Source organism: Stenotrophomonas geniculata ATCC 19374 = JCM 13324, from assembly GCF_001431625.1.
Lineage (GTDB): Bacteria > Pseudomonadota > Gammaproteobacteria > Xanthomonadales > Xanthomonadaceae > Stenotrophomonas > Stenotrophomonas geniculata.
Genome location: NZ_LLXT01000160.1, coordinates 1 through 17,927, shown reverse-complemented (window position 1 = coordinate 17,927; position 17,927 = coordinate 1). Strand labels below are relative to the sequence as shown.

Below are 17,927 nucleotides of genomic sequence, written 5' to 3'. Positions count from 1 at the left end.
GGCTCACTCCGCGCGCGGCTTCTTTGCCGCCGGCTCGTTGGAAGAAGAATTCGTGTTCGGCTTCGGACGCTTCGGTGCCGGACCGGTCGGCTTGCTCGGGGCCAGCCCCAGCGCCACCCAGTCGGGCATGATCCGTGCCTTGTCGATGTTGTCGGCCGACACCACCACTTCGGTCTTGTCGACGATGAAGGTGATGGTGCCAGCGGCCTCGTCGGTCGCCTCGATACGGCCCTGCAGGCGACGACGGTTGTCCTGCGGCAGCTTCAGCGTGACCTTGGCCGATTCACCCTGGTGGCGGGAGAACTGCTCCAGGTTGAACAGCGGGCGATCCACGCCCGGCGAGGACACTTCCAGCGTGTAATTGCCGCTGATCGGGTCTTCGACGTCCAGCTGCGCCGACACTTCGCGGCTGACCCGCTCGCAGTCGTCGACATTGATGATGCGCTCGGGCTGTTCAGCCAGCGGCACGTCGATGTAAAGGCGCAGGGTCGATCCGCCGGGGGCCGGCAGATACTCAACGCCCAGCAGCTCTAGGCCCAGCGACACAACGGTCGGGGCGAGCAGATTCGCGATGTCGGTTGCCTTGTCGCTCACAGCCTGCCTTGATCTCTTGGTTGGGTGCCGGCCTTGGCCGGCGTGAAAACATGACGCCCCGGAAACGACAAAGGGCCCGCTGGGCCCCTTTTTCCGGAAAGACTCCGGTGACTGGATTCCGGTTGCAACCCGCATTGCCTGCCGGTTGCGGCCCTCCTTCCGGGTCTGGACTCCCGCTGGGGAGGCCACCTTCAGGGGTATTGCTAGGTCGCTGATGATAGCGGCTGCACCGCGCTGGTGCAAGGTGCGGGGCTACCCCGAAGCGTCCGCTGCGCTCGCCGGGCATGGCCCGGCGCTACCACCGTGCGGCGTACGGGTAGCGCCGGGCCATGCCCGGCGGATCGAGCACCGTCCCAAAGAAAAACGCCTTCGAAGCAGGACTTCGAAGGCGATCTCTTTACTTGGTAGCGGGGGCAGGATTTGAACCTGCGACCTTCGGGTTATGAGCCCGACGAGCTGCCAGACTGCTCCACCCCGCATCAGAAGCGGAATTATGAGCGATAACTTCAAAACATGCAAGCTTTCCCTCATTCATCAGACCGGTTGGCGCCGATCTGAAGTTGGTAGCGGGGGCAGGATTTGAACCTGCGACCTTCGGGTTATGAGCCCGACGAGCTGCCAGACTGCTCCACCCCGCACCGGAAGCGTTTGAACTGCTGCCCTGCTCTTTCGAGGAGGGCTACCGCAACGATGTTCTGGCTGAACCGCTGCAGTGACAACTCAGGCTGCGCATATTACACGAATCGCGCAGCTTTGTGTCAACTTTTATGCAAGATGCGCAAATGCCTGCTGGCACCAGACCATGATCGGGTTCCAGGCCAGGCCCAGCGCCAGCAGTGCCAGCGCGTTCACGCCCAGCACCAGGCCCAGTACGCGGTCATTGCTGCGCGGCATGGCCTCGCCCACCGGCTCATCGAAGTACATGACCTTGATGACGCGCAGGTAGTAGAAGCAGCCGACCACGGCGCACAGCACGCCGAGGATGGCCAGCCACAGCAGGCCGCCATTGACGGCAGCGCCCAGCACGGCCAGCTTGGTCCAGAAGCCCAGGAACGGCGGGATGCCGGCCAGCGACGCCATGATGCACAGCACCAGGCCGGCCATCCACGGGTTGCGGGCGTTCAGGCCCTTGAAGTCCTCGATGTTCTCGGCTTCAAAGCCGGCACGCGACAGCGCGATGATCGCGCCGAAGGCAGCGGTGGACATGATGGCGTAGGCCAGTGCGTAGAACAGCGCAGCGGCATAGCCCTGCGCGCCACCGCCGGCGATGCCCATCAGCAGGAAGCCGATGTGCGAGACGGTGGAGAACGCCAGCATGCGCTTGAGGTTGCTCTGCGCGATGGCCATCAGGTTGCCGATGACCAGCGAGACCGCGGCCAGGCCGGCGATCAGCAGCTGCAGTTCGGTCGACAGCGGGCCCACGCCCATTTCCAGCAGGCGGTAGGCCATGCCGAAGGCGGCCAGCTTCGGCGCCGAGCTGATGAACAGCGCGATCGGTGCCGGGGCACCCTGGTACACGTCCGGCAGCCACATGTGGAACGGTGCGGCACCCAGCTTGAAGGCGACGCCGGCGATCATGAACACCGCACCGGTGATCAGCAGCACGCGCTCTTCCGAGTGCGGGATGGCGTCGCGGATGACGTCCAGGTGCAGGCTGCCGGTGGCGCCGTAGATCAGCGACATGCCATACAGCAGCAGGCCCGAGGCCAGCGAGCCGAGCACGATGTACTTCATCGCCGCTTCCGAGGCCAGGCCGTTCTCACGGTTGCTGGCGACCAGGGCGTAGGAGCACAGCGCCAGCAGTTCCAGGCCCAGGTAGACCATCAGCAGGCTGCCGGCCGACACCAGGATCATCATGCCGGCGGTGCCGAACAGGATCAGCACCGGGATCTCGCCCTGGAACAGGTTGCGGTCACGCAGGTAACGCCAGCCATAGACCAGGGTCAGGCCGCTGAGCAGCACGATCCCGGTCTTCATCACGTCCGCGGCGGTATCGCGCACGAACATGCCATGGAAGACCTCCCCCTGCCCGCCCACGCCGGTGGCCAGCATGAACAGCACCACGGCCAGCGCAGCGAGCGAGAACAGGTGGGTGACGATCTTGTTCCGGTTGCTGACGAACAGGTCGAGGATCATCAGGGCGAAGGCGCTGCCGATCAGCACCAGCTCGGGAGCGAGCGGTGGCAGGTCAGCGGCGGTCAATGGCAGCAGCGGCGAGGTGGTCATCATCAAATCCTGGAATTACAGCAGCTTGCTGGATGCGATCTGCATCGCCAGCTTCGCGATCGAGGGCTCCATCAGGTCGGTCAGCGGCTTGGGGTAGATGCCCAGCGCCAGCACGCCGATGGCGAACACGCCCAGCACCAGCCATTCGCGGCCGTTGATGTCCTTCAGTTCGGCCACGTGGCTGTTGGCCACCTCGCCGAAGAAGATGCGCTTGTACAGCCACAGGGTGTAGGCGGCACCGATGATCAGGGTGGTGGCCGCGCCCAGTGCGATCCACGGATTACGCTGGAAGGCCGACAGGATGACCATGAACTCACCGACGAAACCGCTGGTGCCCGGCAGGCCGGCATTGGCCATGAAGAACAGCATGGCGAAGGTGGCGAACCACGGCATCACGTTGACCACGCCGCCGTAATCGGCGATGCGGCGGCTGTGCATGCGGTCGTACAGCACGCCGACGCAGGAGAACATCGCACCGGACACGAAGCCGTGCGAGATCATCTGCACCATGGCGCCCTGCAGGCCCAGGCGGGCGGCATCGGCGTTGCCGGCCTCACGCACCAGCCACAGGGCGATGAAGGTGCCCAGGGTGACGAAGCCCATGTGCGCGATCGACGAATAGGCGATCAGCTTCTTCATGTCGTCCTGCACCAGAGCGACCAGGCCGACGTAGATCACCGCGATCAGCGACAGCGCGATCACCAGCCAGGCCCATTCCTGCGACGCGTCCGGGACGATCGGCAGGTTGAAGCGCAGGAAGCCGTAGCCACCGATCTTCAGCGCAATGGCAGCGAGGATCACCGAACCGGCGGTCGGCGCTTCCACGTGCGCGTCCGGCAGCCAGGTGTGCACCGGGAACATCGGCACCTTGACCGCGAAGGCGATCAGGAAGGCGAAGAAGATCCAGGTCTGTTCCTTGGCCGACAGCGGCAGCGCGTACAGGTCGGCCAGCTGGAAGCTGCCGCCCTTCATGTACAGGTAGATCAGCGCCACCAGCATCAGCACCGAGCCGAGGAAGGTGTACAGGAAGAACTTCAGCGCGGCGTAGATGCGGCGCGGGCCGCCCCAGACACCGATGATCAGGAACATCGGGATCAGCATCGCCTCGAAGAACACGTAGAACAGCATCGCGTCCGTCGCGGCGAAGATGCCGACGGTGACGCCTTCCAGGATCAGGAAGGCCGCCACGTACTGGTTCACGCGCTTGTCGATGGCGCTCCAGGCGCCGATCAGGGCAAGCACGCTGACCAGGGTGGTCAGCAGGATCAGCGCCACGGCAATGCCGTCCACGCCCAGGTTGTAGCCGATCTTGTACGCCGGGATCCAGGCATGGGTCTCGACGAACTGCAGGCCGTCGATGCCCGCGTTGTAGCCGCTCAGCAGCGAGAGGCTTGCAACGAAGGTGAGCACCGCGACACCCAGCGACGCCCAGCGGGCGGTCTGCGCATCACGGATCGCAAGGATCAGGGCACCACCGATGATCGGCAGCCAGATGAGGACACTGAGTAGAGGCCAGTTCGACACGTCTTCTTATTCCGTACAGGTCATCAACGCAGGTAATGCATCAGCACGCCCAGCAGGGCAATCAGGCCGATGATCATCGCGAAGGCGTAGTGATAGAGGAAACCGGATTGGGTACGACGCAGCACGCCGGCTGCAACGTCCACAACACGTGCCGAGAGATTGACCACGCCGTCGACGATGTTGCTGTCGATCCAGCGCGAGACCTTGCCCAGCTTGACGCTGCCGCCGGCAAAGCCATCGATCCACAGCTTGTCGAAGCCGTACTTGTTTTCCAGCACCGAAACGATCGGGGCGAAGGTCTTGCGCGCCTTGCCCGACAGGTCCGGCTTCCAGAGGTAGAACAGCGCGGCCAGCAGGAAGCCCGCGAGGGTCAGCCAGAACGGCGGCAGCATCATGCCGTGCAGCGCGAACGCGACCGGACCATGGAACTCTTCACCCAGGAACGCGACGGTGTTCTTGGCCGGATCGTAGAAGTCGACGATGCCGGTGAAGAACGTCTGCGCCTGGCCCTTGATCGCCTCGTGCGCATGCTGGCCGGCCCAATCGGTGCCATGCAGCATCGGGCCGATGCTGAAGAAGCCGATGGCGATCGACGGGATGGCCAGCAGGATCAGCGGCAGGGTCACCACCCACGGGGTTTCGTGCGGCTCATGCGGACCGTGGCCATGGCCGTGGTCGTCATGGGCATCGCCATGGTGGGCGTCGGCGGCGTGGTGATCGTCATGGCCATGGCCATGATCGTCGTGCGCGTCGCGGAAGCGTTCCTTGCCATGGAAGGTCATGAACAGCAGGCGGAAGCTGTAGAAGCTGGTCACCAGCACGCCACCCAGCACTGCCCAGTAACCATAGGTGGCCACCCAGCTGTTCTGCATGTGGGCGTGGATCTCGGCCGCCTCGATGATGGTGTCCTTCGAATAGAAGCCGGAGAAGAACGGCGTACCGACCAGGGCCAGCGTACCGATCCACATGGTGACGAAGGTGATCGGCATGTACTTGCGCAGGCCGCCCATCTTGCGCATGTCCTGCTCGTGGTGCATCGCGATGATGACCGAGCCGGCGCCCAGGAACAGCAGCGCCTTGAAGAAGGCGTGGGTCATCAGGTGGAACACGGCCGCCGAATAGGCCGACACGCCCAGGGCTACGGTCATGTAGCCCAGCTGCGACAGCGTGGAGTACGCGACGACGCGCTTGATGTCGTTCTGCACGATACCGATCAGGCCGGTGAAGAACGCGGTGGTGGCACCGATGAACAGCACGAAGTTCAGCGCGGTCTGCGACAGCTCGAACAGCGGCGACATGCGGGTGACCATGAAGATACCGGCGGTCACCATCGTCGCGGCGTGGATCAGTGCCGAGATCGGGGTCGGGCCTTCCATCGAGTCCGGCAGCCACACGTGCAGCGGGACCTGGGCCGACTTGCCCATGGCGCCGATGAACAGGCAGATGCAGATGACGGTGGCGATCGACCAGATCACCGGCTCGTTCAGCAGTTGCATGCCCAGGATCGTGCCGTCCCAGATCTGCAGCTGGGCGCGCGGGTCAGCCAGCATGCCGGCCTGCGAGAACACCTGCGAGTAGTCCAGGGTGCCGAACACCCACAGCACGCCGGCGATGCCCAGCAGGAAGCCGAAGTCACCGACGCGGTTGACCAGGAACGCCTTCATGTTGGCGAAGATCGCGGTCGGGCGCTTGAACCAGAAGCCGATCAGCAGGTACGACACCAGGCCCACCGCTTCCCAGCCGAAGAACAGCTGCAGGAAGTTGTTGCTCATCACCAGGGTGAGCATCGAGAAGGTGAACAGCGAGATGTAGCTGAAGAACCGCTGGTAGCCCGGATCGTCCTGCATGTAGCCGATCGTGTAGATGTGGACCAGCAGCGACACGAAGGTCACCACCACCATCATCATCGCGGTCAGCTTGTCGACCATGAAGCCGACGTGGGCCGAGTACTGGCCGACTTCAAAGAACGTGTAGATATTCTGGTTGAACGGCTGCGCACCGCCCCAGAGCAGCTGGTAGAGCGTGTACATCGACAGGCCGCAGGCAACCGCAACGCCGAGGATGGTGATGGTCTGCGCGCCGAAGCGCTTGACCTGGCGACCGAACAGGCCGGCGATGATGCTGCCGAACAGCGGTGCAAGCACCACTGCGATCAACAGACTCTTGGAGAGAGTGATTTCCATCTGTGGATCAGCCCTTCAACGAATCGACTTCGCCGACATTGATCGTGCGGCGGGTACGGAACAGGGTCACCAGGATCGCCAGGCCGATGGCGGCTTCCGCGGCGGCGACGGTCAGGATGAAGAACACGAACAGCTGGCCGGACGGATCGCCCAGCTGACGCGAGAACGCGACGAAATTGACGTTCACCGACAGCAGCATCAGCTCGATCGACATCAGCAGGACGATGACGTTCTTCCGGTTGAGGAAGATGCCGGCCAGGCTGATGGCGAACAGCACCGCGCCCAGCGCAAGCATGTGGCCAAGGGTAATCACGGCTGGGTCTCCTCGCCGGTGGCCGGCTTGCTGTTGCTGTGCACGACCGGCGCTTCGGCGCCCATCTTGACCATGCGCAGGCGCTGGCCGGCCTTGACCATGGTCTGCTCGCCCGGGTTCTGGCTCTTCACGCCGGTACGGCGACGCAGGGTCAGCATCACGGCGGCAACCACGGCCACGGTCAGGATGACCGCAGCGAACTCGAACGGCAGCAGGTATTCGGTGAACAGCGTGCGCGCCAGCCAGGTGACGTTGGAGCTGTCGGCAGCGACCGCGGCGGCGTTGTCGGCGGGGAACGGGGTAACCGCCCTGCCCTTCACGCCGATCAGGATCAGCATCTGGACCAGCATGGCCACGGCAACGATCAGGCCGACCGGCAGGTAGCGGACCCAGCCCTCACGCATCTTGGTGGGATCGATGTCCAGCATCATCACCACGAACAGGAACAGCACCATCACCGCGCCGACATACACCAGCACCAGTGCCACACCGAGGAACTCGGCGCCGACCAGCAGCCAGACGCAGGCGATGGAGAAGAAGGTCAGCACCAGGCAGAGCACGGCGTGAACCGGGTTGCGCACGCTGATCACCGCACCGGCCGAAACCGTTGCCGCGATGGCGAACACCCAGAAAGCGATATTTACCCAATCCATCTCTCGACCTCAGCGGTAAGCGGCATCGGCGGCGCGACGCTCGGCGATCTCGGACTCGAGACGGTCGCCCAGGGCCAGCAGCTGCGGCTTGGTAACGATGTTTTCGCCACGATTCTCGAAGTGGTACTCGAGGATGTGGGTTTCGACGATCGAGTCCACCGGGCAGCTTTCTTCACAGAAGCCGCAGAAGATGCACTTGAACAGATCGATGTCATAGCGCGTGGTACGGCGGGTGCCGTCTTCGCGCTTGGCCGAGTCGATGGTGATGGCCAGTGCCGGGCACACCGCTTCGCACAGCTTGCAGGCGATGCAGCGCTCTTCACCGTTGGGGTAACGGCGCAGGGCGTGCAGGCCACGGAAGCGCGGCGACTGCGGGAACTTCTCCATCGGGTACATCATCGTGTACTTGGGCTTGAAGCTGTACTTCAAGGTCAGCCAGAGACCGGCCAGCAGTTCGAGCAGCAGCAGGCTCTTGAAGTAATGGGTAATCCTGTTCATCACTTTAGACGCCCTTTTGAATCACGCCGAAGAACACCATGACGGCGGTAACCGCGATCCACAGAATGGCCAGCGGGATGAAGACCTTCCAGCCCAGGCGCATGATCTGGTCGTAGCGGAAGCGCGGGAAGCTGGCACGGAACCAGATGTAGGCACTGGCGAAGAAGAGCACCTTGACGAACAGCCACGGTGCACCGCCCTTCCAGATCCAGTCGACCAGCGGCGAGACATCGCCGAAGTTGACCCAGCCCTGGATCGGGCTCAGCCAGCCGCCGAGGAAGAAGATCGAGATCAGGAAGCTGATCAGGATCATGTTCGCGTATTCGGCCAGGAAGAACAGGGCGAAGGCACCGCCGGAGTACTCGACCATGTGGCCGGCGACGATTTCCGACTCGCCTTCCACCACGTCGAACGGCGCGCGGTTGGTTTCAGCCACGCCCGACACCCAGTAGATGACGAACAGCGGGAACAGCGGCAGCAGGAACCAGTCGAAGAAACCGGAATTGCCGGCCTGCGCCATCACGATGTTGCTCAGGTTCAGGCTGCCCGACGCGATCATCACGCCGACCAGGGCGAAGCCCATGGCGATTTCGTAGCTGATCATCTGTGCCGAGGCGCGCATCGCACCCAGGAACGCATACTTCGAGTTGGATGCCCAACCGGCCAGGATGATGCCGTAGATGCCCAGCGAGGTCATCGCCAGCAGATACAGCAGGCCGGCGTTGGCGTTGGACAGCACGATCTGCGAATCGAAGGGCACCACCGACCAGGCCGCGAAGGCCGGCGCCAGGGTGATCAGCGGTGCCAGCAGGTAGATCGCCTTGTTGGCACTGCTCGGCTGGACCACTTCCTTGAACAGCAGCTTGAAGACGTCGGCGAAGGCCTGGAAGATGCCCATGCCCACGTACATCGGGCCGTGGCGGACGTGCATCCAGCCGATCAGCTTGCGTTCCCAGACCACGTAGAAGGCCACCGAGATGATCACCGGCACGGTGATCACCAGGATCTTCAGGATGATCCAGATCAGCGCGCCGATGTCACCGAGGCCAAGCAGCCACTGGTGCAGCGGGTCGACCGCGTTCAACAGCAATTCGTTCATGCAGCCACCACCGATACGCGAGCGGCACCCAGCGGCGCGGTCGCGCCGTGGCCCGATTCAATCCAGACCGAACCCGCAGCGACGCGGGCGTCGACCACCACCGGCAGGGTGGCCTTGCCGGCATCGGTGCCGACCTTGGCCATCTGCCCTTCCTGCAGCTGCAGGCGAGCAGCATCTTCAGCATTCAGCACGATGCGCGGGGCGTTGTTGAGCGGATGCGACTGCAGCGCCGGCGCGCGACGGACCACCGCATCGGTGCGGTAGATCGCGGCGGTCGAAGCCACTTCCAGGCCTTCACCGGCAACCGCCGGCTGCGCCGAAGCGGCAACGGCGACCGAAACCGGGGCCAGGCTGGCACGCAGGCCGGCCAGGTCGGTGAAGTCGAAACCGGCCACGGCCAGCTCGCCGCCCAGGGCGCGCAGCACGCGCCAACCCTCACGGGCCTCGCCCGGCAGCTTGCCGCCGGCACGGGCCAACTGCTCGCGACCATCGAGGTTGGTCAGGGTGGCGTCGATTTCCGGCAGCGCACCGATCGGCAGGATCACGTCGGCGACGTCGCGGGTCGAGGCACAGGCGAACTGGCTGAAGGCCACCACCTGGGCACCCACCAGCGCCTTGCGCGCGGCGGGTGCGTCGGCGAAGTCCAGGCCCGGCTCCAGGCCGTACACCACGTAGGCCTGGCGCGGCTGCGCCAGCATCGCGGCGACGTCCTTGCCGGCCGGCAGCACACCGGCGCGGGTCAGGCCAACAGCATTGGCGCCCTGCGGGATGCGGCACAGCTTGGCACCGGTAGCGGCAGCGAAGTCACGCGCGGCGGCGCGGATCGCGGCAGCCTGCGGGTGGTTCTCGGCGATACCACCGACGATCAGTACGGTGTTGTTGCCGCCCTGCACTGCCGAGCGCAGCTCTGCGTTGGCCAGCGCGTCGACGAACTTCGACGGCGCAACGATCTGCTTGCCGGCGATGCTGAAGGCGAAGTCGAAGTCCACCGGGTTGACGACGTGGATCTTCGCACCGTTGGTGGTCTGCGCCTTGCGCAGGCGGGCGTGCAGCAGCGGCAGTTCGTGGCGGATGTTGCTGCCCAGAACGACGATGCGGTCGGCGCCTTCGATTTCGGTCAGCGGCAGGCCGAACACTTCGGCGGTGGCGGCGTCGGAGAAATCGCGGTTGTTGATGCGGTGGTCGATGTTGCTCGAGCCCAGGCCCTTGGCCAGACGGGCCAGCAGCGCACCTTCCTCGTTCGAGGTGGACGGATGCACCAGCACGCCCAGGTTGTCGCCCTGGTTCGCCTTGAGGATTTCGGCGGCCGCGGCCAGGCCTTCGGCCCAGCTCACTTCCTTCCACTCGCCATTGACCTTGCGCAGCGGTTTGACCGCACGGTCTTCGCTGTACAGGCCCTGGTGCGAGTAGCGGTCACGGTCGGACAGCCAGCACTCGTTCACCGCTTCGTTGTCGCGCGGCACGGTGCGCAGCACTTCGCCGCGACGTACGTGCAGGAACAGGTTCGAACCCATCGCGTCGTGGTAGCCCAGCGACTCGCGCGCGGTCAGTTCCCACGGGCGGGCGCGGAACTGGAACACCTTGTTGGTCAGCGCACCGACCGGGCAGACGTCGACGACGTTGCCCGACAGCTCGGTGGTCAGCGGCTTGCCGTCGAAGGTACCGATCTGCAGGTTCTCACCGCGGTACATGCCACCCAGTTCGTAGGTACCGGCCACGTCGGCGGTGAAGCGGACGCAGCGGGTGCACTGGATGCAGCGGGTCATCTCGGTGGCGACCAGCGGGCCCATGTCCTCGTCCGGCACCACGCGCTTGCGCTCGTTGAAGCGGCTGACCGAACGGCCATAGCCCAGCGACACGTCCTGCAGCTCGCATTCGCCGCCCTGATCGCAGATCGGGCAGTCCAGCGGGTGGTTGATGAGCAGGAACTCCATCACCGAGCGCTGGAACTTCAGTGCCTTTTCGCTGCGGGTGGCGACCTTCATGCCGTCCATCACCGGGGTAGCGCAGGCCGGCGCCGGCTTCGGCGACTTCTCCACGTCCACCAGGCACATGCGGCAGTTGGCGGCAATCGGCAGCTTCTCGTGGTAGCAGAAGCGCGGAATCGAAATGCCGGCCTTGTCGGCCGCCTGGATGATCATCGAACCCTTGGGCACGACCAGGGACTTGCCATCGATTTCGATGGTCACGTGATCCGGTGGCACGTTCGGGTTTACGGGTTGCGCGCTCATGCGGCGGCTGCCTCCACCTTCTTGCCGTCAACCATCGAATGACCGTTGACGATGTAGTACTCGAATTCGTCCCAGAACTGGCGCAGGAAGCCCTGGATGGGCCATGCAGCCGCTTCACCGAACGCACAGATGGTGTGGCCTTCGATCTGGCCGGCCACCGCCTTCAGCTGGTGCAGGTCTTCCATCGTGGCCTTGCCGGCGACGATGCGCTCCAGCACGCGGTGCATCCAGCCGGTACCTTCACGGCACGGGGTGCACTGGCCGCAGGATTCCTTGTGGAAGAACTGGCTGATGCGGCAGGCGAACTTGACGCAGCACACGCTGTCGTCGAGCACCACGATCGCACCCGAACCCAGGCCGGAGCCCAGCGCACGGATGGTGTCGTAGTCCATCGGCAGGTCCTTCAGCTCGGCCGCGGTCAGCACCGGCATCGACACACCGCCCGGGATCGCGCCCTTCAGCGTGCGGCCCGGACGCAGACCACCGGCCATTTCCAGCAGATCGTGGAATTTGGTGCCCAGCGGCACTTCGAAGTTGCCACCGTTCTGCACGCAGCCGGACACCGAGAAGCACTTCGGGCCGCCGTTGGCGGTCAGGCTCAGGCCCTTGAACCACTCCGGGCCGTTGCGGATGATCGCCGGCACCGAACCATAGGTTTCGGTGTTGTTGATCGTCGACGGCTTGCCGTACAGGCCGAAGTTGGCCGGGAACGGCGGCTTGTAGCGCGGCTGGCCCTTCTTGCCTTCCAGCGATTCCATCAGCGCGGTTTCTTCGCCGCAGATGTAGGCGCCAGCGCCCAGCGCGCCGTAGATGTCGATGTCCACGCCGCTGCCGAGGATGTTCTTGCCCAGCCAGCCGTTCGCATAGGCATCGGCCAAGGCCTGTTCGAAGTGCTCGAACGGCTCATGGTGGAACTCACCGCGCAGGTAGTTGTAGCCCACGGTCGAACCGGTGGCGTAGCAGGCGATCGCCATGCCTTCCACCACCGAATGCGGGTTGTAGCGCAGGATGTCGCGATCCTTGCAGGTGCCCGGCTCGGATTCGTCCGAGTTGCAGAGGATGTACTTCTGCATGTTGCCCTTGGGCATGAAGGACCACTTCAGGCCGGTCGGGAAGCCTGCGCCACCGCGGCCGCGCAGGCCCGAGGCCTTGACCATCTCGATGACCTGCTCCGGCGGGATCTTCTCTTCGAGGATCTTGCGCAGGGCGGCGTAGCCACCGGTCTTCAGGTAGCTTTCGTACGACCACGGGGTGTCGTAATGCAGGGTGGTGTAGACCACCTGGTGCGGCAGCGGCGCGGGGCCGACCGGACCCTTGGATTCGTGGTGATGTGCCATGCCCTTACTCCAGCCCGTCCAGCAGCTCGTCGACCTTTTCCAGGGTCAGACGCTCATGGTAGTGACCGTTGATGACCATCATCGGCGCGCCACCGCAACCGGCCAGGCACTCTTCCTCGCGCTTGAGGTAGACGCGGCCGTCCGGGGTCGATTCACCGTGCTTGATGCCCAGCTTCTTCTCGCAATGGCGGACGATGTCCTCGGCGCCATTGAGCCAGCAGCTGATGTTGGTGCAGATGGCCACGTTGTTGCGGCCCACCTTCTCGGTCTCGAACATCGAGTAGAAGCTGGCGACCTCGTAGGCCCACACCGGCGGCAGATCAAGGTACTTGGCCACGCCGGCGATCAGCTCGTCGGTCAGCCAGCCCTCGTTCTGTTCCTGGGCCGCATGCAGGCCCTGCAGCACGGCAGAGCGCTTGCGGTCCGGCGGGAACTTGGACAGCCAGTGATCGATGTGAGCGCGGGTCTTGTCGCTCAGCACCACCATCGGGTCGACGTCGCGCGCCGCCTCGAAATTACCTGTCGCCTTCATCGGCCGACCTCAGCGAAATGCATAACGTGAAATTCCAGAAACTGCGGCGCCGGCTTGCGCCGGCTGCCTGCAGCGGGCGTTGGCGTGGCGGACGGCATTACCGGTCAACCTCGCCGAACACCAGGTCGTAGGTACCGATCATCGCCACCACGTCGGCCAGCATGTGGCCGCGCACGACCGAATCGATCGAGGACAGGTGGGCGAAGCCCGGTGCGCGCAGGTGCACGCGGAACGGCTTGTTGGCGCCATCGGAGACCAGGTAGCAGCCGAACTCGCCCTTGGGCGCTTCCACTGCCGCATAGGTCTCGCCGGCCGGCACGCAATAGCCTTCACTGAACAGCTTGAAGTGATGGATCAGCGCTTCCATGTCGTCCTTCATGTCCTCGCGCTTGGGCGGAGCGACCTTGAAGTTCTTCACCATCACCGGGCCCGGGTTGGCCTTCAGCCACGCCACGCACTGCTTGATGATGCGGTTGGATTCGCGCATTTCGGCAACGCGGACCAGGTAACGGTCGTAGCAGTCGCCTTCCTTGCCCAGCGGGATGTCGAAATCGACGGCATCGTACTTGGCGTACGGACGCTTCTTGCGCAGGTCCCAGGCGATGCCCGAGCCGCGCAGCATCACGCCGGTCATGCCCCACTGGTGGGCCAGTTCCGGAGTGACCACGCCGATACCGACGGTACGCTGCTTCCAGATGCGGTTGTCGGTCAGCAGGGTTTCGTATTCGTCGATGCGCTTGGGGAACTCGACGGTGAAGTTCTCCAGGAAGTCCAGCAGCGAGCCTTCGCGCGAAGCATTGAGCTGCTTCAGCGCCTTGCCCTTGTGCCAGCGCGATTCCTTGTACTTCGGCATGTGGTCCGGCAGGTCGCGGTAGACACCGCCCGGACGGTAGTACGCCGCGTGCATGCGCGCGCCGGAGACCGCTTCATAGCAGTCCATCAGCTCTTCGCGCTCGCGGAAGGCGTACAGCATCACCGCCATCGCACCCAGGTCGAGCGCGTTGGAGCCCAGCCACATCAGGTGGTTGAGGATGCGGGTGATTTCGTCGTACATGGTGCGGATGTACTGCGCACGCTCCGGCGCCTCGATGCCCATCAGGGTCTCGATCGCGCGCACGTAGGCGTGCTCGTTGCACATCATCGACACGTAATCCAGGCGATCCATGTAGCCGATCGACTGGTTGAACGGCTTGGACTCGGCCAGCTTTTCGGTACCACGGTGCAGCAGGCCCACGTGCGGGTCGGCGCGCATGATGGTTTCGCCGTCCATTTCCAGGATCAGGCGCAGCACACCGTGCGCGGCCGGATGCTGCGGGCCGAAGTTCATGGTGTAGTTGCGGATTTCCTGCCGGCTTTCGGCGGCGTTGCTGGCGAATGCTTCGCCGGCCTGGTGTACGTGGCTCACTTCACTGCCTCCTGCGCGCGCTCACCTTCTGCGGTCTGCAGACGGGCGTCGTCGCGGATCACGCGCGGCACGCCGACGCGCGGCTCCACCGAGGTGACCGGTTCGTAGATCACGCGCTTCTTTTCTTCGTCGTAGCGGACTTCGACATTGCCGATCAGCGGGAAGTCCTTGCGGAACGGATGGCCGACGAAACCGTAGTCGGTCAGGATCCGGCGCAGGTCCGGGTGGCCTTCGAAGATCACGCCGTACAGGTCGAACGCTTCGCGCTCGAACCAGTTCAGGCCCGGCCAGATGCTGGTCAGCGAGGACACCACCGGCAGCGCTTCGTCAGGGGCGAAGCACCGCAGGTGCATCATCAGGTTGTGCTGGTACGAGCGCAGCTGGGCGACCACGGCGAAGCGCTGGGTCGGCATGTGCTGAGGGCGGGCACCGTCGGCGCCGTTTTCCTCGGTGGGGAACTCGCCCCACGCGAAGCGGCCCTGGGCCTTGCCTTCGACGCCGCGGCTGAAGCCCTGAGAAGACACGTCGGCGGTGTCCCATTCGTCGGAGCCATAACCAAGGTAGTCGACGCCGCAGAGATCCACGGCCTGTTCGAAACCAAACTCGTCACGCAGCGCCAGGGCGGTGGCGTGCCACTCGGCGGCAGGCACTTCCAGCGTCACTTCGCCGCGGGGTTCGACCACGATGACTTTCGCACCAGCGAAACGTGCGGACAGTCGGTCGATGAAGGATGCTTGCTCTGCCATGGGGGCTTGGCGCGCTCTTGTCAGGTGAAGGGGTCAGCGGGCGATGGTCTGTGTACGCCAGATCTTCTTCTGCAGCTGCAGGATCCCGTACACCAGCGCCTCGGCGGTCGGCGGGCAGCCCGGGACGTAGACGTCCACCGGCACCACGCGATCACAGCCGCGCACCACAGAATAGGAGTAGTGGTAATAGCCGCCACCGTTGGCGCAGCTACCCATCGAGATGACCCACTTCGGGTCCGGCATCTGGTCGTAGACCTTGCGCAGCGCCGGGGCCATCTTGTTGACCAGGGTACCGGCCACGATCATCACGTCGGACTGACGCGGCGACGGGCGGAACACCACGCCGTAGCGGTCAAGGTCCAGGCGCGCGGCGCCGGCGTGCATCATCTCGACCGCGCAGCAGGCCAGACCGAAGGTCATCGGCCACATCGAGCCGGTGCGCGCCCAGTTCAGCAGTGCATCGACGCTGGTGGTGACGAAGCCCTTTTCCAGCAGCGGGTTGTCGCCTTCCGGCCGCAGGATGTCATCAACCCGGCCTTCCGGCGTGGGGTTGTTCATGAGGCCATCGAGAGTCTGAATCACTCCCATTCCAGCGCTCCCTTCTTCCAGACGTAAATGAAACCGAGGAACAGCATGCCGACGAACAGGCCCATGGTGATGAGCGAACGGGCACCCAGCTCCATGAAGACCTGGGTCCACGGCACGATGAAGATGATTTCCAGGTCGAAGACGATGAACTGGATCGCGATCAGGTAGTAGCGCACGTCGAACTTCATGCGCGCGTCTTCGAAGGCCTCGAAGCCGCACTCGTACGGCGACAGCTTCTCCAGATCGGGGCGGCGGGGACCGAGGAATCGACCAACCAGCATCAGCGTAACGCCGATACCGGTGGCAACGATCAGAAACAGCAGAGACGGCAAATATTCGGCCAGCACAGCGATTCTCTCTTGCCTCTGCCGCCGCGCCTGCAGGCGCTTTGGCATGGGGGAGTGGACGGGAATCTGCCTGGCGCCTTGCGCGCCAGACGAACCCGCTTTACTTACAAATGGTGCCCAAGAGGGGACTCGAACCCCTACGACTTGCGTCGCTACCACCTCAAGGTAGTGCGTCTACCAATTCCGCCACCTGGGCAAACGATCACATCAGACTATCTTCCCGATGCGCCGCGTATTGTAACCGGCTTCAGTCTTTCTGGGAGCCTTCCGAAGGCTTTTCTTCACCAGAAACCGAAGATTCCGCCTGAGCCGGCACATTCGCGGCCGGAACCGGGGCGGCCGGGACCGCATCGGCCTTCGGAACGGCCGGCAGCTCGCCCGCCGGAGCCGCCGGAGCGACGGCCGCCGGAGCGGACATCAGGCCCAGATCCTGGTCGGCCGCCGGGCGGCTGCCATGACCGGCATACCAGGCCATGAAGAGGCTGATGCCGAAGAACACGACAGCCAGCCACTTGGTCGATTTGGACAGGAAGTTCGAGGCGCCACGCGCACCGAACACCGTACCCGAGGCACCGGCACCAAAGCCCGAACCCGCCGCCGCACCCGAACCACGCTGCATCAGGATCAGCGCGATCATGGCCACAGCGACCAGCACGTAGACGACATTGAGGATCAACATCAGCATTGGAAACCGCCCTCGGACAAAACTTCTAGGATTAGTTCGCGGCCGCCGCCCTTGCGATGGCCAGGAAGTCCGCGGCCACCAGGGAGGCGCCGCCGACCAGCCCACCATCGACATCCGGCTGCGCGAACAGTTCCCCGGCATTGTCGGGCTTCACGCTACCGCCGTAAACAATGGGCAGTGAATCAGCGATTCTAGCATCGATGCGCGCGACTTCGCCACGGATGAACGCGTGCACCTGCTGCGCCTGCTCCTTGGTGGCGGTACGGCCGGTACCGATGGCCCAGACCGGCTCGTAGGCGACCACGGCCTTGGCGAAACCGGCCGCGCCGACCAGCTCCAGCACCGGCGCCAGCTGGCTGGCGATGACCGCTTCAGTCTGCCCGGCCTCGCGCTGTTCCAGGGTCTCGCCCACGCACAGCACCGGCACCAGGCCGGCGTGCTGGGCGGCGGCGAACTTGCGTGCGACCAGCTCGCTGCTTTCATGGTGGTACTGGCGACGCTCGGAATGGCCGACCAGGCCATAGCGGGCCCCGACCTCGACCAGCATGGCCGCGCAGACTTCGCCGGTGTAGGCGCCCTTCTCGTTGCTGCTCACGTCCTGTGCGCCAAAGGCCAGGCCGGCCTCGCCGAAGTCCTCGACCAGCTCCCCCAGGTAGGGCAGCGGCGGCAGGATCACCACGTCCACTCCCTCCAGCGGCAGCCCAGCGGCCACCTGCCCCAGCAGTTCATTGGCGAATTGACGGCTGCCATGCAGCTTCCAGTTTCCGGCGACGATCTTGCGGCGCATGAGCGGGTGGCTCCTGTGTGAAGTCAGCCGGTCATGATACCCGTTGCGGCAAAAATCCGTTTCCTTGTAAGCGGTTACATGGATTTTCAGCCAACGGCGCAGCCCCTCGTGGCGGGGGTTGGGTTGGTCGCGGAGAGCCCGGCTAGATCTGGGTCTTGGCCGGGCTCTCCGCGACCAAC

Annotated in this window: 17 protein-coding genes and 3 tRNA genes; all 20 read right to left on the bottom strand. The window is 64.4% G+C overall.

What is annotated here, in order from left to right; translation table 11 throughout:
* Positions 1-3: 3 nt before the first annotated feature.
* Complete coding sequence (rimP, locus tag ARC63_RS21590) at positions 4-594, bottom strand: ribosome maturation factor RimP (protein WP_057504348.1); 591 nt, start codon at positions 592-594, stop codon at positions 4-6.
* A 402-nt stretch (positions 595-996) separates the two neighbouring features.
* Positions 997-1,073 (bottom strand) — tRNA-Met (locus ARC63_RS21585).
* A gap of 82 nt (positions 1,074-1,155) precedes the next feature.
* Positions 1,156-1,232 (bottom strand) — tRNA-Met (locus tag ARC63_RS21580).
* Positions 1,233-1,359: 127 nt separating this feature from the next.
* Entirely contained in the window at positions 1,360-2,820 is a 1,461-nt protein-coding gene (nuoN, locus tag ARC63_RS21575) for an NADH-quinone oxidoreductase subunit NuoN (RefSeq protein ID WP_005410451.1), read from the bottom strand.
* A 15-nt stretch (positions 2,821-2,835) separates the two neighbouring features.
* Positions 2,836-4,344 (bottom strand): NADH-quinone oxidoreductase subunit M, encoded by a 1,509-nt coding sequence (locus ARC63_RS21570; RefSeq protein WP_005410452.1) that lies wholly within the window; start codon positions 4,342-4,344, stop codon positions 2,836-2,838.
* Positions 4,345-4,367: 23 nt separating this feature from the next.
* Complete coding sequence (gene nuoL / locus ARC63_RS21565) at positions 4,368-6,527, bottom strand: NADH-quinone oxidoreductase subunit L (protein ID WP_057504347.1); 2,160 nt, start codon at positions 6,525-6,527, stop codon at positions 4,368-4,370.
* Positions 6,528-6,534: 7 nt separating this feature from the next.
* On the bottom strand, positions 6,535-6,840 hold the full coding sequence (nuoK, locus tag ARC63_RS21560) for an NADH-quinone oxidoreductase subunit NuoK (protein ID WP_006381125.1): 306 nt from the start codon (positions 6,838-6,840) through the stop codon (positions 6,535-6,537).
* On the bottom strand, positions 6,837-7,493 hold the full coding sequence (locus tag ARC63_RS21555) for an NADH-quinone oxidoreductase subunit J (RefSeq protein WP_010486441.1): 657 nt from the start codon (positions 7,491-7,493) through the stop codon (positions 6,837-6,839). Before ARC63_RS21555 ends, nuoK begins: the two co-directional genes overlap by 4 nt.
* Positions 7,494-7,502: 9 nt before the next feature.
* A complete protein-coding gene (gene nuoI, locus ARC63_RS21550; protein ID WP_005417924.1) occupies positions 7,503-7,991 on the bottom strand; it encodes an NADH-quinone oxidoreductase subunit NuoI in 489 nt (162 codons plus the stop codon).
* Between the two features lie 4 nt (positions 7,992-7,995).
* On the bottom strand, positions 7,996-9,090 hold the full coding sequence (gene nuoH, locus ARC63_RS21545) for an NADH-quinone oxidoreductase subunit NuoH (RefSeq protein WP_057504346.1): 1,095 nt from the start codon (positions 9,088-9,090) through the stop codon (positions 7,996-7,998).
* Positions 9,087-11,321, bottom strand: a complete 2,235-nt coding sequence (nuoG, locus tag ARC63_RS21540; RefSeq protein WP_057504345.1) for an NADH-quinone oxidoreductase subunit NuoG — start codon at positions 11,319-11,321, stop codon at positions 9,087-9,089. Before nuoG ends, nuoH begins: the two co-directional genes overlap by 4 nt.
* On the bottom strand, positions 11,318-12,658 hold the full coding sequence (gene nuoF, locus ARC63_RS21535; RefSeq protein ID WP_010486436.1) for an NADH-quinone oxidoreductase subunit NuoF: 1,341 nt from the start codon (positions 12,656-12,658) through the stop codon (positions 11,318-11,320). The genes nuoG and nuoF overlap by 4 nt, the downstream gene beginning before the upstream one ends.
* A 4-nt stretch (positions 12,659-12,662) precedes the next feature.
* Positions 12,663-13,190, bottom strand: coding sequence for an NADH-quinone oxidoreductase subunit NuoE (gene nuoE / locus ARC63_RS21530; protein ID WP_006381132.1), 528 nt, complete (start codon positions 13,188-13,190; stop codon positions 12,663-12,665).
* A gap of 97 nt (positions 13,191-13,287) precedes the next feature.
* On the bottom strand, positions 13,288-14,595 hold the full coding sequence (locus ARC63_RS21525; RefSeq protein ID WP_010486430.1) for an NADH-quinone oxidoreductase subunit D: 1,308 nt from the start codon (positions 14,593-14,595) through the stop codon (positions 13,288-13,290).
* Positions 14,592-15,341 (bottom strand): NADH-quinone oxidoreductase subunit C, encoded by a 750-nt coding sequence (locus ARC63_RS21520; protein ID WP_010486428.1) that lies wholly within the window; start codon positions 15,339-15,341, stop codon positions 14,592-14,594. Before ARC63_RS21520 ends, ARC63_RS21525 begins: the two co-directional genes overlap by 4 nt.
* A 33-nt stretch (positions 15,342-15,374) precedes the next feature.
* Positions 15,375-15,929 (bottom strand): NuoB/complex I 20 kDa subunit family protein, encoded by a 555-nt coding sequence (locus ARC63_RS21515; RefSeq protein ID WP_005410463.1) that lies wholly within the window; start codon positions 15,927-15,929, stop codon positions 15,375-15,377.
* Entirely contained in the window at positions 15,920-16,276 is a 357-nt protein-coding gene (locus ARC63_RS21510; protein WP_010486426.1) for an NADH-quinone oxidoreductase subunit A, read from the bottom strand. The genes ARC63_RS21515 and ARC63_RS21510 overlap by 10 nt, the downstream gene beginning before the upstream one ends.
* Before the next feature lie 111 nt (positions 16,277-16,387).
* A tRNA-Leu gene (locus tag ARC63_RS21505) sits at positions 16,388-16,472 on the bottom strand.
* Positions 16,473-16,523: 51 nt separating this feature from the next.
* Complete coding sequence (gene secG, locus ARC63_RS21500) at positions 16,524-16,961, bottom strand: preprotein translocase subunit SecG (RefSeq protein WP_010486424.1); 438 nt, start codon at positions 16,959-16,961, stop codon at positions 16,524-16,526.
* 31 nt (positions 16,962-16,992) lie between these two features.
* Positions 16,993-17,748 (bottom strand): triose-phosphate isomerase, encoded by a 756-nt coding sequence (gene tpiA / locus ARC63_RS21495; RefSeq protein ID WP_010486422.1) that lies wholly within the window; start codon positions 17,746-17,748, stop codon positions 16,993-16,995.
* Positions 17,749-17,927 lie beyond the last annotated feature (179 nt).